This window comes from Trichococcus flocculiformis, from assembly GCF_900113645.1.
GTDB lineage: Bacteria > Bacillota > Bacilli > Lactobacillales > Aerococcaceae > Trichococcus > Trichococcus flocculiformis.
In genome coordinates this window covers 1-13,251 of record NZ_FOQC01000032.1, presented here as the reverse complement: position 1 = coordinate 13,251, position 13,251 = coordinate 1, and the positions used below count along the sequence as shown (strand labels likewise).

The window sequence follows — 13,251 nt, the reverse complement described above, 5'->3', positions numbered from 1 at the left end:
GTGAAAGCTGATGAAAATAGAATCCAAATTCCAAAAGAAAAAACCGGTGCTTTCCTTCGAAATCTACCCGCCGAAGCGCGATAAAGCGATCCAGAACATCGATGAGACACTGGCGATCCTGAGCGAACTGAACCCTGATTTCATCAGCGTCACTTTTGGCGCCGGCGGAAGCCACACGGATAACCAGACCGTTGAATTGGCCAAACGGATCAAACAGCAATACGGAATCGACCCGCTGGTGCATCTGACTTGTCTGAATTCATCGAAATTCGAAATCTGCGAATTGCTGGAGGAACTGAAGGCGGCCGACATCGACAGCATCCTTGCCTTGCGCGGGGATAAAAATCCGGCAGTGGAAGCGAAGCAGGACTTTCGCTATGCCAGCGATCTGGTCAAATTCATCAGGCAGTATGGTGATTTTTCCATCAGCGGCGCCTGTTATCCGGAATGCCATACGGAATCCAAGAATAAAATCGAGGACATCGCCCATCTGAAGGAAAAGGTGGACAGCGGGGTGCAGCATCTGATTTCCCAGCTTTTTTTCGACAACAATGCCTTCTATTCCTTCCGGGAACATCTCCAGATTGCAGGCATGCACGTGCCGGTTGAGGCGGGCATCATGCCGGTCATCAACAAAGCGCAGATCGAAAGGATGGTGACGCTCTGCGGCGCCTCCTTGCCGGAAAAGTTTTCCCGGGTGATGCACAAATACGAAGACAACAAAGAGGCACTTTTTGATGCCGGCATGGCCTATGCGATCAACCAGATAGTCGATCTGCTGGCGCACGATGTCGACGGCATCCACATCTACACGATGAACAATCCGATCGTCGCAAAAAGAATCTGCGACGGAATCAAGAATCTGATTTGAACGTGAACTTCGTTTGGGCGTCGCTTACCGGAGAAGGTGGTTTCCTCCGGTGAGCGCCCGTCTCAACGGAGTTGAGGTCCCCGGTAATAGCTGTTCTCCTGCGAGCGAATGTTTGCCGGAGCTAAGTGCGGGGACGGAGGCTGATCTCCGTCGAACGAGGGCTCGACGGAGGTGAGCGTTTTGCGCACGCGTCAGCTCCTGCGAAGCCAACCCTGGTCGGAGAAGGTGGTTTCCTCCGGTGAGCGCCCGTCTCAACGGAGTTGCGGTCCCCGATAACAGCTGTTCTCCTGCGAGCGAATGTTTGCCGGAGCTAAGTGCGGGGACGGAGGCTGATCTCCGTCGAACGAGGGCTTGACGGAGGTGAGCGTTTTGCGCACGTGCCAGCTCCTGCGAAGCCAACCCTGGTCGGAGAAGGTGGTTTCCTCCGGTGAGCGCCCGTCTCAACGGAGTTGCGGTCCCCGATAACAGCTGTTCTCCTGCGAGCGAATGTTTGCCGGAGCTAAGTGCGGGGACGGAGGCTGATCTCCGTCGAACGAGGGCTTGACGGAGGTGAGCGTTTTGCGCACGTGCCAGCTCCTGCGAAGCCTCCGTTCCCCGGAGCAAAACGTTTCATCCCGCCGCATTCATCAGTTGTGTCATAAAAAGAGAGCTCCCGCCATTTCCGGCGGGAGCTCTCTTGTCTGTCATTTGCTTTGCGTGTTTTGTTTAGTTTGGAAACGCGGTCTTTGTGAGGCTTTTTGGCCGCCTCTTGGACCTTGCTGGTTTTTGACACGAGTTCCGTTATTGCGAGCGGCAACCGGTTTTTTCGGCTGTGGTGCAGCTGCCTTAGTGCCTTCTTTCAACAGGAAAGGCTGATCTGTTACGACTGGAACTTTTCTCTGGATAAGTTTTTCGATGTCTCGCAACAAGGATGCTTCTGTTTCATCACAGAAGGAGATGGCTTTTCCGCCTCGTCCTGCGCGTCCCGTCCGTCCGATACGGTGAACATAGGTTTCCGGAACTTCAGGCAGATCAAACAAGATGACATGCGAGAGCTCAGGCACATCGATACCACGAGCTGCGATATCTGTCGCTACAAGAACGCTGGTTTTTTTGGTCTTGAAGTTTTCCAAAGCACGCTGACGCGCAGTCTGGGATTTATTGCCGTGGATCGCTTCAGCTGAAAGTCCAGCCTGCAAAAGCTTTTTGACGATCTTGTTGGCGCCGTGCTTCGTTCTTGAGAAGACAAGCGAGCGTTCCACTGTATCTTCCTTCAACAGGTGGATAAGCAAGTCAGTTTTGTCGGTCTTGGCTACAGGATAAACGCTCTGGTGGATGACTTCTACAGTCGAGGAAACCGGAGTAACTTCCACTTTCACCGGATTTGACAAAATAGTCCCCGCAAGTTTTTCGATTTCAGTCGGCATAGTGGCTGAAAAGAACATGCTTTGGCGTTTCTTAGGCAATTCGCGGATGATGCGGCGTACATCATGGAGCATCCCCATATCCAACATCATATCGGCTTCATCCAGGACAAAGAAATCGACTTGGTTCAGTTTGATGTAACCTTGTCCGATTAGGTCCAACAATCTGCCTGGCGTCGCCACAAGGATATCCGTTCCGCGTTTCAGCGCGGTTGTTTGAGGATTCTGGGAAACACCGCCAAAAATGACTTGGATCTTCAATGGAAGGTATTTTGCGTAAATTTGGAAGCTTTCCCCGATTTGCAGGGCAAGTTCGCGGGTCGGCGCAAGGATCAGGGCTTTGATGGCGCCTTTTCCAGCGGTTTCTTGTTCCGTCAGATTCTGCAGAATCGGCAGGGCAAAGGCAGCGGTCTTACCGGTACCAGTTTGGGCACAACCCAACAAATCCTTGTTGTTCATCAGATGCGGAATGGCATCTTCTTGGATGGGCGTCGCTTTCGTGTAGCCTGCCTCTTTCAGTGCGCGCAGCAGGTGTTGATTCAATTCTAGTTCTTTAAATAACAAATGGTTCTCCTTCAGCATGTTCTACATGCATTTGATTTTAGTGGGTATGTTTCGGGTCAGGCCAGTTTGGGAAAGAGAGCCGGACTCTCATTTTGCCAAATGCCTCTCCACGAAACGTTATATAGGTACTCTGAGCAACAGCGTGACTGGCCTACTATATCACAAATGGAAGCAAAAGTCATAGCATTCCGCTTTTGGGTGGAATAATAAGGGTGCAAACAAGACGAGGAAGCGTTGAGGAATCCGAAATAACCCGCAAAAAAAACCGCACCGAAATGGATTCGTTCATCCATTTCGGTGCGGTCTTATTTTTGAAGTAATTTTTGCTTCGAACAGCATGCAGTCAATTCATGACTGACTATTCCTGGATTTCATCCAATTTCTTCAGATGCTTTTCGGCAATCTTTTTCACTTTGTCGACGCGGTTCGTGTATTTTTCGATATCGCTGAGGTAATCGGTCGTCATCCAAGCCCTCACGATTTCAAGCGCCAATGCCGATCCGATGATCTTTCCGCCGAGGCAGAGAACATTCGTGTCGGAGTGGGAACGCGCCAGTTTCGCGCAGAAAGGATCTTGGCAGACAGCCGCATAGACGCCGTAGATTTTGTTGGCGATCAGGGCACTGCCGTAACCGACGCCATCGACAAAGATACCGCGGTCGGCTTTTCCTTCTGCCACAGCCAGTGAGGCAGGATAAACATAATCGGACAGGTCACAAGGTTCTTCGTTGTAAGGTCCGAAGTCGAGCACTTCATGGCCTTCTTGTTCGAGTAAAGCTTTGACTTCTTCTTTCAATGCGAAGCCGGCATGGTCGCTGGAAACGGCAATTTTCATCTAAATCCCTCCATTATCTATCATTAACCAAAAGTATAAGCCAAACGGCGAGAGGAGTACAGACTGAGTTTACAGATCAAGCCAGAACAAACCTGTGATTTGAACAGTAGCCACTTTGATTCTGTCATTGTTCGGGATGCCTCAATTATGTAAGATGAAGATGTAAACTAGGATTCTTCGAATGGAGTAGACAAATGGGCGAAATAAAAGGACTGGTATTTGATTTGGACGGTGTCATCACTGATACAGCTGAACGGCATTACTTGGCATGGAAAAGGATAGCGCATCGATTGGGCATCGCGATCGACCGCGAATGGAACGAACGCCTCAAAGGCATCAGCAGAACGGAATCTTTGGGACTTATTTTGGCTGAGAATCCGACACTTCTCCTTGATTCGGAAGAAAAAGCACAGCTTTTGAAAGAAAAAAATGCGCATTACTTGGAGTTGATCGCGGAAATCACAGCAGCGGACATCCTGCCGGGTATTCCGGAACTCCTGGAAGAGGCAAAGAATGCAGGCTACCGCATGGCGATCGCCTCCGCCAGCAAAAATGCGCCGCTCATTCTGGAAAGACTGGGTCTATCGGCTATGTTCGATGCCGTCGTCGATCCGGAATCGCTGAAACAGAACAAACCGCATCCAGAGATTTTTGAAAAGGCTGCTCAGGCTTTGGGTCTGGAAACACAGGAATGCATCGGTTTCGAAGACTCATTGGCTGGTATTGAAGGGATCAAAAGGGCGGGTATGCCCGCTGTAGCCATCGCCATCCCTATCTTTGCTGAGTGGCTTCCAGATATCGAAGTGGCGGCTACAAAAGATTTGAAATTGGAAGAAATTGTACGCAAAGTGACTACGATGAAGGAGCGTGTTGAAGAATGGTAGATTTGAAGGGGAATCCTTTTTATCTGAAAGATGAACAAATAGCATGGGTGAACCTAACTTTGGAAAACTTGACGTTGGATGAAAAAGTAGGCCAGCTGTTCTGTCCGATCGGCATGTCCACGGATGAAAAGGCACTGTTTGATTTGGCCGCCAACAAGAAAGTCGGCGGACTGCTGTTCCGTCCCGGAAAAGGCGAAGAAGTGCAGCAAGCCCACCGCTATCTGCAGCAACAGGCTAAGGTTCCGATGCTGATCGCAGCCAACCTGGAAGCGGGCGGTACGGGAAGCGCTATTGACGGTACGCGCATTGGCAATCCGATGTTGTTGGCGGCTGGTCAGGATGCCGAATTTGGGCACCATCTTGGTGAAGTATGCGCCAAAGAAGGTTCGGCGGTAGGCGTGAACTGGGCCTTCGCGCCGGTCGTGGATATCGACTACAATTTTCATAATCCGATCACGAATGTGCGCACGTACGGCAGTGATCCCGAAACCGTCCTCAACTATGCAAAAGGTTTTGTTGAAGCCGTGCAGCAAAACGGGGTAGCGGCTTCGATCAAGCATTTTCCCGGGGACGGCATCGATTTCCGTGATCAGCATCTGGTGACGACAGTCAACACTTTGCCGCTTGAAGAATGGCGGAGTACCTATGGTAAAGTCTATTCGGGCCTCATCGAAGCAGGCTCATTATCGGTGATGATCGGCCATATTGCTTTGCCGGCGGTCCAGAAATCAGAAGAAGATGCTTTTCTGCCGGCCACCTTATCTCCTGTTATCATGCAGGAACTGTTGCGCGAGGAACTCGGATTCAATGGCGTCATCACAAGTGATGCGACGCCGATGGTCGGTTTTTGCGCGGCGATGGAGCGGCGTTTGGCCGTTCCGACAGCAATCGCTGCCGGTTGTGATATCTTCCTGTTCAACAAAGACTTGGAGGAGGATATCCGCTTCATGAAGGAGGGGATCGCGAACGGCATCCTTACCCCGGAACGGATTGACGAAGCCGTCACCCGCATTCTGGCGATGAAAGCAGCATTGAAGTTGCCTGAAAAACAGGCGGATGCATTGTTGGTTCCGGCAAAGGAAGAACTGGCCGTCCTGCAGGCGGAACAACACGTCCAATGGGCTACTGAAGCCGCCGACAAAGGCATCACCCTCGTCAAAGATACAGCCGGTAACCTACCGCTACGGCCGGACGCGACGCCTCGTCTGTTACTGCAACTGCTCGGGCCTTACGAGGAATCGAATACCCAAATCTTTTCCAAGGTGCTGCCGCTGTTGGAGAAGGAAGGATTCCAGGTGACGTTGTATCAGCCGGAAGATTTCACGACCGGATTCGAATCCGTTTCCCAGTTCCGTTCCAAATATGATGCCGTCCTTTATCTGGCCAATGTCGAAAACCGCAGCAACGCCACAACGACAAGAATCAACTGGTACACCTTCTTCGGTCTAGGGAACAATATCCCATGGTTCGTCGACGAAGTGCCGACCATATTCGCGAGCCTGGGCAATCCCTACCATCTGATGGATGTGCCGATGGTGAAGACCTACATCAATGCCTATGATAATCATGAGGCGGTAATTGAAGCGTTTGTCGCCAAACTTATCGGCAAGAGTGATTTCAAGGGCGAGAGCCCGATCGATCCGTATTGCGGATTGGCGGATGCCCGCAGATAGATTTTTTGTGCGCCCAACCTGATGAGTCCGGTTGGGTTTTTCTGTATAATGGTGGAGGAGACAATGAGAGAGGGTGAGCCGCAAAATGTTTGAACTGGACCGTATTTTAAAGGAAGAAACCAAAGTTGAAAAAGAGCAACTGAAATCTGGGTTTAATGTGACGGATCCGGACATTCTTGATGAATTAATCTTGAGTGGGAATAAGTTCCGCTTGAATGGAAATTTCCTACTGAGTGAAGAAATGTTCTTCAAAAAAGGGGACGTCCATATCCGTAAGCACAATCGTTATTCGGATATGCCCTTGCACCACCATCAGTTTTTGGAATTGAACTATATGTATTCCGGTTCCTGCACCCAAGAAGTGAGCGGTGAAAAAATTGTCCTCAATGAAGGTGACATCATCATGCTGGACCGGGGCAGTTCGCATTCCTTCCAGGCGTTGGGCGAAAACGACATCCTCATCAATGTTCTGTTGAAAGTGGAGACGATCAATACCAAAATACTTCAGCAACTCGTGCGAAAACGCGGGGTATTGACTGAATTTCTGGTATTGGCAAGCCAACGCATCCACGAAGAAGACCAGTTTTTGGTATTCCGGACGGGAGAAAATGCAAAAGTACAAACTTTCATGCATTACATCCTGGAGGAATACTACGGCGAAGCGGAACCGAATATCGAAGTAATCCACCTCTATCTTCCATTGCTGTTCATGGAACTGGCGCGCACGTTCGAAGAAGAGACGAAAGAGAAACAACGCCACCAGAATCAGGTCGTCACGGAAGCGTTGGCGATCATCGAAAAAGATTACCGCATGCTTTCTTTGGAAATGCTGGCGCAACAACTGGGATTCAACAAAAATTATCTGGGGAATCTGATCAAAAAAGAGACGGGCGACACTTTCAAGCAATTGCTGCAGCGCCAACGCATGCTGCACGCGCGCCATCTTCTGGTCTTTTCAAATTATTCGATGGAGGAAATATCCGAGGAAATCGGTTACTTGGACACGAGCTATTTCTTCCGCTCATTTAAAAAAATGCATGGCAAGACGCCGGGGCAGATCCGCGAGGAAGCGTGGCAGAGGGACCTGTAGTTTGACCACTTTGTTCTGTTTGCACGACATTGTAAGCCTTTGCCGAAAGCGGTTTAATAAGAGAGTAAACAAAACAGAACAAAGGAGAGAATAATTATGGCAACTGAAACAAGAATTTTGGATCAAACAGACGAAAACAAGCTGCCGATTAGCGAGAAGTTGACGTTCGGCTTCGGGAATCTGGCGGCCAACCTGATGCTGACAACGGCCAGTTCCTTCATCACTTATTACTATACCGATGTGGTCGGGTTGAGCGCAGTCATCGTCGGCAACATCCTCTTGTGGGCACGACTTTTTGATGGCGCTTCCGACTTGGCAATGGGTGCGATCGTCGACAAGACCCGTTCGAAACACGGAAAGGCCAGACCTTGGATTTTATGGATGGCGATCCCTTATGCATTGGCAATGATACTCTTATTCACTTCTCCGGATTTCCTGGGATCGACTGGCAAAGCCGTCTATGCTTTCGTGACTTATGTGATTGCTTTGGCTGGTGTATACACAGCGACGATGGTTCCCTATAACGCAATGATCGGTACTACGACATCGAACCCAGTCGATCGCGGCAACCTATCGACATCACGCACCTTAGCTGGATTCGTGGGGGCGATGGGAGTGACTGCAGCGGTTTTGCCGATCGTAAACTTCTTCGGTGGCGATAAACAGGCTTGGACATGGATGGCCGCTCTATTCGGGGGTATCTCGACAGTGCTGTTGCTGATTCTGTTCAAAAATTCTAAGGAACGCGTCATCGAGTCTGCTGTTGCTGTCGAAAAGGTTCCTTTGAAAAAGAATCTTAAGGCGCTGTTGCAGAATAAATACTGGGTCATCATGATTCTATATATGCTAATCAGTTTCATCAGCTCTGGTTTGGGTGGCATCAACATTTTTTATGCCCAATGGATTTTGGGAGATCCTGCAAAAGTGGCAGTAATCGGTATTCTTTCTTTTATGCCGATTGCGGTAGGTGCAGTGTTTATGCCTGTTCTGTTGAGCAAATTCAGCAAAAAAACGATCACCTTGATCGGAGGCATCGTAATGATGATAGGTCTGCTGATCATCGCGGTGTTCCCGGAAAACTTTACGATGATTATGGTCGGTTTGATCATCCGCGGACTCGGTATCGCGCCGGGAGCTGTCGCAGGCTTCGCTATGTTGGGTGACGTTGCCGATTACGGTGAATGGAAAACGGGCATCCGCAGCGAAGGTTTGATTTTCTCGGCAGGAACTTTTGCCGAAAAAGTCGGCTCCGGAGTGGGCGGGCTGATTCTGGGTGTCGTTTTAGGACTTGGCGGCTATGTGTCGCAAGGGGCAACGCAATCAACAGAAGCTTTATTCGCGATCAAGGCAATCTTCGCCTATCTGCCACTCGCTTTCACAGCAATCTGCATTTTGTTGATTCTGTTCTATGACTTGGACAAAAAACTTCCTGAAATTGCGGAAGACTTGAAAGCGAAACGAGTGAACGGATAATGTTACAGGCTGGGACAAAAACCCAGCCTGAAATTATATATCCGAATATTATTTGCGCAAACGTGCGGCATAAGGCAGGCCATGGTTCCACTTCACGAAAAATGCTCAGATGGTCTGCGACAATCTTGCGCTTATTCGCTCCAGTGGTCCGGGCCTAAATGCCTTTTGTCCCACTCTCATTTTTTAAGACAGGAGCACACACAATGAATATATATAATCTGAAAACCAACTACCTAATGAATCCTATCGGCTTTTTGATGGACACGGTGGCTTTATCGTGGATAATCGAGGCGCCGTTTGAGGAGGAATTGCAGGGAATCCGTGTCCTCATCGCACTGGATGAGAACTTTGAAGAGGTCATCCATGACAGCAGGATGCAAGCCGATTTGGATTCGCTGTGCTATCAGCCGGAAATCAAGCTGCAGCCGCGCACGCGCTACTTCTGGAAAGTGATTGCGAAGAATGTTAGTGGAGACGAGTCTTCTTCCGAAATCCACTACTTCGAGACGGCGAAGGAAGAGGAACTGTGGACCGGAAAATGGATCGAACCTGCCCGACAATTGCAAAGGATGCCGCTTGCGCGCAAACTGTTCCGCCTGCCTGCAAAACCTATCCGTAAGGCACGCGTTTATGCGACAGGATTGGGTATTTATGAACTGTATCTGAACGGAGAAAAAATCGGTGACGAATATTTGGCTCCCGGCTTCCATTCTTATGATTTTTGGCAGCAATACCAGACGTACGATGTCACAGAAGCCCTTCAAGCAGGTGGAAATGCGATCGGCTTCATGCTGGGGGACGGCTGGTTCAAAGGCCGCTTCGGATTCGACGGTGGATATGAAGATCTGTACGGGGATCAGTTCCGCCTGATCGCGGAATGCATCGTTACTTATGAGGACGGAACGGAAGAAATCATCGCCAGCGATGATACGTGGGAAGTCGCTGAGGGGCCGCTCGTCTCCAGTAGCATATACGACGGGGAAGTGTATGACGCGAACCTGGAAATCGACGGTTGGAACAAATACAGCGAATCAGAATCAGCTGTTTGCTGGGAACGGATGCAACTGAGCGATACGGATACCGAAGAACTTCAGGCACGGTTGAGTATTCCGGTTAAAATCGTGGATGCCTTCGTGCCAGAACTGATTATTACCCCTGCAGGAGAGCAAGTATTGGACTTCAAACAGAACATGACCGGATGGATCACGTTCTCCGCGGATGTGCCGGATGGAACCGTCATCACCTATGAAGTCGGCGAAGTGCTGCAGGAAGACAACTTCTACCGCGATAATCTACGCACGGCGGAAGCGAAATTCACCTACATCAGCAATGGTAAAGCGGCCGAAGTGCGTCCGTACTTTACATTTTACGGCTTCCGCTACGCCAAAATAACCGGTGTCGATCTCCTGGAACAGGATCTAGGCTTCAAAGGATACGTGCTCCAGAGCGAACTGGAAGAGACGAGCGGCATGATCACAGCCAATCCGGATGTGAACCAATTGCTGAAGAATGCGCTTTGGGGGCAAAAAGGTAATTTCCTGGATGTGCCGACGGATTGTCCGCAAAGGGATGAGCGCATGGGCTGGACTGGTGATGCGCAGATCTTTGCCCGCACAGCGAGCTATAATATGTACACTCCGGCTTTCTACAAAAAATTCATGCACGATCTCCGTTTGGAGCAAAAAGCGCTCAATGGATCCGTTCCATTTGTTGTTCCACAGATCAAGCCGGAAGGAGATGCCGGATTCGTTACCGGATCCGGCGCAGCCGCCTGGTCGGATGCGGCGACAGTCATTCCTTGGGTGCTTTACGAACAATACGGCGATCGTTCGTTGCTGAAGGAACACTATCCGACCATGAAAGATTGGGTGGACTATATCGTTCGCGAAGATACGAAATCCGGAGACAAACGCCTCTGGACAAGCGGGTTCCAGTTCGGTGATTGGTTGGCGTTGGACGGGGATAATCCGCACTCACCGATGGGCGGCACCGACACTGCTCTGGTTGCATCCGTGTACTACTATCATTCGGCTTCCTTGCTGGCACGAGCCGCGGAGGTTTTGGGCAATACGCATGATGCGTTGGCGTACACCCAATTGGCCTTGGAAGTGAAACAAGCCATCCAAAATGAATACCTGACTACTACGGGACGCTTGGCGGTAACGACCCAGACAGCCTACATCCTCTTCCACTATTTCGATCTCTGCCCGGAACCATTCAAAGAACGGATGACGAAAGATTTCTATGATAAAGTCATTTCCAGCGGCGTCCACCTTCAGACCGGGTTCGTCGGGACGCCGTATTTTGCGGAAGCTTTGAGTAAGAACGGCATGAACGAACTGGCGTATGGTTTATTGCTGAATGAGGACTATCCGAGCTGGTTGTTTGCGGTGAAAATGGGTGCGACCACCATTTGGGAACGCTGGAATTCAATTTTGCCGGACGGGAAAATCTCCGGGACGGACATGAACTCCTTGAACCACTATGCTTATGGCTCGATCGTGGAATGGCTGTACCGTTGCGTGCTGGGCATCCAGGCGGACAGCAGTCAGCCAGGATACAAACACTTCTTCCTGGCACCGCAACCGAGTGCGCAGTTGGGCAAAGCGGAAGGGTACTATCAATCGGTATCCGGACGCATCGAAAGCGCGTGGGAAATTTTAGCGGACGGACAATTGGATTTCGCTTTCCGCGTGCCTTTCGGGACGATCGCAACCATCACCCTGCCGGATCTGACGCTTGAAGAAGCACAGAAAACAGAGTGGCTGCAGTCTGCGGTCGCTTTAGAGGATAGCGCAAAAGTCACAGTCAAAGCAGGTGAATACCGCGTCACGTACATGCCGACACGGAACTATTGCCCTGAAGTCACAACCGAGATGTCCTACCGGGAACTATTGGAATATACACCAGCCCGAAAAGTGATCTTCGAACAATTGCCTATGATGCGCAACAATGATGTGGCCTTGCAGTATCTGGATAAGCCGATGGAAAACTTCAAGGACCTGCCGATTGTTTCCAATTTTGTCAGCGAACAAGTCCTGGAGCAGATGAATGCATCGTTTGCCTGATGGAGATAATGACTTAAGAATGAGGCGGCATCCGTCGCGAAAACTGCGACCTGTTCTATATTCAATATGTGGACGGTGAATTCAAAACCGAAATCGTCGACAAAGGCTGCGGGCCGTCCAATATAATGGTAGTGAACGAAGCAAATCGTGACATCATCGTTGCCGCGAACCATACCGGCAATGAAGCGGCGGTCTATATAGTGGAAGATTGATGCGACGGTGAATGATGACTAACGGGAGGACAGGGTACCTGATCGTTCTCCTTCGGTGAACGGAGGCTTCGCCGGAGTTCGGCCAACATTATGCTTGTAATCTCCGGCGAGGTCCGCTTCGCAGGAGGTGAGGTCGATTCTGACCGGTGTCCTCCGGCGGGCAGCTGCCTCTCCGGAGCTGGAGGGTGAAACCAAGATTTCCTCCGACTAACGGCCGCCCGCAAATCTTTTTCACTAATAAAATACAATCAAAAAAGAATGTCCGGGCCCAATTCCAAGGCCGGACATTCTTTTTTTTGCAATTATTGATGCAGTCCTTCATACAAATCTTCAGCAACAGCTTCCAGCCATTCCGGTTTTCCGGCAGTGATGGCGATGTGCTCGAACCAGCTGTCCTTAGCGGCACCGTGCCAATGTTTCACGCCGTCATGCGTCACGATGACATCCCCGGGCTTCAAGGATTGGGCAGGCTTGCCGTCTTCCTGATACCAACCCTCTCCGCCGGTGACCAACAGGATCTGGTAGCCGTCGTGATGGATATGCCAGTTGTTGCGGCAACCCGGTTCAAAGGTCACATTGCCGACGCCGACAGCCACTTCAGGATCGGCAACCAGTGCATTATAATAACTTTGGCCGACAAAGTACTGCGCGTAAGCTGTATTTTCATCCCCGATCGGGAAGATGACGCCTTTTTTTACTTCTTCGTTTTTGGACATATTTTTTCCTCCTGTGAATTAATCTTTGTATATTTCTTTTGCGATATTGAATGCGGACCAGGCTTTCGGCCAGCCGACATAGAACGCAAGCTGGGTGATGATTTCCACAATCTCCTCTTTTGTAATGCCATTTTCTTTCGCTTTGTTCAAGTGGAACGGAAGCTGCTCGAAGTTTCCGCCTGTGATGAGTGCGGTGACGGTGACGATGGAACGATCGCGCGGCGCGAATTCCTTTTCCCGTGACCAGACTTGCCCGAACAGAACATCGTCATTCAATTCAGCAAATTTTGGTGCAAAATCACCCAATAAATCTCTTCCTGCCGTTACTTTTGCCATAAAATCATCTCCTTAGGAATGTTCGTACTGTCAAAGTTTAGCTCTGCCAGACGTTCAATTTTGTATTTTTTCGTTGATTTAACGGGGTTAACGACAAAAACAACTTGCCACCCCCCAATTTTTGGT

Annotated in this window: 11 protein-coding genes; 7 read left to right on the top strand and 4 right to left on the bottom strand. The window is 50.1% G+C overall.

The window, feature by feature from the left end; all coding sequences use genetic code 11:
- The first annotated feature begins 10 nt into the window (after positions 1–10).
- Positions 11–871, top strand: a complete 861-nt coding sequence (gene metF / locus BMZ71_RS10260; protein WP_086989167.1) for a methylenetetrahydrofolate reductase [NAD(P)H] — start codon at positions 11–13, stop codon at positions 869–871.
- A 683-nt stretch (positions 872–1,554) separates the two neighbouring features.
- Here metF and BMZ71_RS10255 read toward each other — a convergent pair.
- Both BMZ71_RS10255 and BMZ71_RS10250 read right to left on the bottom strand, forming a co-directional pair.
- Entirely contained in the window at positions 1,555–2,838 is a 1,284-nt protein-coding gene (locus BMZ71_RS10255) for a DEAD/DEAH box helicase (RefSeq protein ID WP_086989168.1), read from the bottom strand.
- 358 nt (positions 2,839–3,196) lie between these two features.
- The gene (locus BMZ71_RS10250; RefSeq protein ID WP_068562268.1) at positions 3,197–3,673 is read right to left on the bottom strand and encodes an RpiB/LacA/LacB family sugar-phosphate isomerase; all 477 of its coding nucleotides are present in this window, start codon (positions 3,671–3,673) and stop codon (positions 3,197–3,199) included.
- A 194-nt stretch (positions 3,674–3,867) separates the two neighbouring features.
- Between BMZ71_RS10250 and pgmB the strand changes: the two genes are divergently transcribed.
- The 6 genes from pgmB to BMZ71_RS14935 all read left to right on the top strand — a co-directional run bounded on the left by pgmB (position 3,868) and on the right by BMZ71_RS14935 (position 12,073).
- Complete coding sequence (gene pgmB / locus BMZ71_RS10245) at positions 3,868–4,557, top strand: beta-phosphoglucomutase (RefSeq protein ID WP_086989169.1); 690 nt, start codon at positions 3,868–3,870, stop codon at positions 4,555–4,557.
- Positions 4,551–6,230: a glycoside hydrolase family 3 protein gene (locus BMZ71_RS10240; RefSeq protein WP_086989170.1), complete on the top strand. Its 1,680-nt coding sequence runs from the start codon at positions 4,551–4,553 to the stop codon at positions 6,228–6,230. Before pgmB ends, BMZ71_RS10240 begins: the two co-directional genes overlap by 7 nt.
- Positions 6,231–6,315: 85 nt before the next feature.
- Complete coding sequence (locus BMZ71_RS10235; protein WP_086989171.1) at positions 6,316–7,320, top strand: AraC family transcriptional regulator; 1,005 nt, start codon at positions 6,316–6,318, stop codon at positions 7,318–7,320.
- Between the two features lie 96 nt (positions 7,321–7,416).
- The gene (locus BMZ71_RS10230; RefSeq protein ID WP_086989172.1) at positions 7,417–8,793 is read left to right on the top strand and encodes an MFS transporter; all 1,377 of its coding nucleotides are present in this window, start codon (positions 7,417–7,419) and stop codon (positions 8,791–8,793) included.
- A gap of 203 nt (positions 8,794–8,996) precedes the next feature.
- Entirely contained in the window at positions 8,997–11,861 is a 2,865-nt protein-coding gene (locus BMZ71_RS10225) for an alpha-L-rhamnosidase (RefSeq protein ID WP_086989173.1), read from the top strand.
- Between the two features lie 68 nt (positions 11,862–11,929).
- Positions 11,930–12,073 carry a hypothetical protein gene (locus BMZ71_RS14935; RefSeq protein WP_177187586.1) on the top strand — a complete coding sequence of 48 codons (144 nt, stop codon included), beginning with the start codon at positions 11,930–11,932 and terminating at the stop codon, positions 12,071–12,073.
- A gap of 302 nt (positions 12,074–12,375) precedes the next feature.
- Here BMZ71_RS14935 and BMZ71_RS10220 read toward each other — a convergent pair whose 3' ends face one another.
- Both BMZ71_RS10220 and BMZ71_RS10215 read right to left on the bottom strand, forming a co-directional pair.
- A complete protein-coding gene (locus BMZ71_RS10220; RefSeq protein ID WP_086989174.1) occupies positions 12,376–12,789 on the bottom strand; it encodes a cupin domain-containing protein in 414 nt (137 codons plus the stop codon).
- Between the two features lie 18 nt (positions 12,790–12,807).
- Positions 12,808–13,125, bottom strand: a complete 318-nt coding sequence (locus BMZ71_RS10215) for a carboxymuconolactone decarboxylase family protein (protein WP_086941999.1) — start codon at positions 13,123–13,125, stop codon at positions 12,808–12,810.
- Positions 13,126–13,251 lie beyond the last annotated feature (126 nt).

Coding starts and splice junctions, on each gene's coding strand:
- metF (WP_086989167.1), top strand. CDS start 11: ATGAAAATAGAATCCAAATTCCAAAAGAAAAAACCGGTGCTTTCCTTC.
- BMZ71_RS10250 (WP_068562268.1), bottom strand. CDS start 3,673: ATGAAAATTGCCGTTTCCAGCGACCATGCCGGCTTCGCATTGAAAGAA.
- pgmB (WP_086989169.1), top strand. CDS start 3,868: ATGGGCGAAATAAAAGGACTGGTATTTGATTTGGACGGTGTCATCACT.
- BMZ71_RS10240 (WP_086989170.1), top strand. CDS start 4,551: ATGGTAGATTTGAAGGGGAATCCTTTTTATCTGAAAGATGAACAAATA.
- BMZ71_RS10235 (WP_086989171.1), top strand. CDS start 6,316: ATGTTTGAACTGGACCGTATTTTAAAGGAAGAAACCAAAGTTGAAAAA.
- BMZ71_RS10230 (WP_086989172.1), top strand. CDS start 7,417: ATGGCAACTGAAACAAGAATTTTGGATCAAACAGACGAAAACAAGCTG.
- BMZ71_RS10225 (WP_086989173.1), top strand. CDS start 8,997: ATGAATATATATAATCTGAAAACCAACTACCTAATGAATCCTATCGGC.
- BMZ71_RS10220 (WP_086989174.1), bottom strand. CDS start 12,789: ATGTCCAAAAACGAAGAAGTAAAAAAAGGCGTCATCTTCCCGATCGGG.
- BMZ71_RS10215 (WP_086941999.1), bottom strand. CDS start 13,125: ATGGCAAAAGTAACGGCAGGAAGAGATTTATTGGGTGATTTTGCACCA.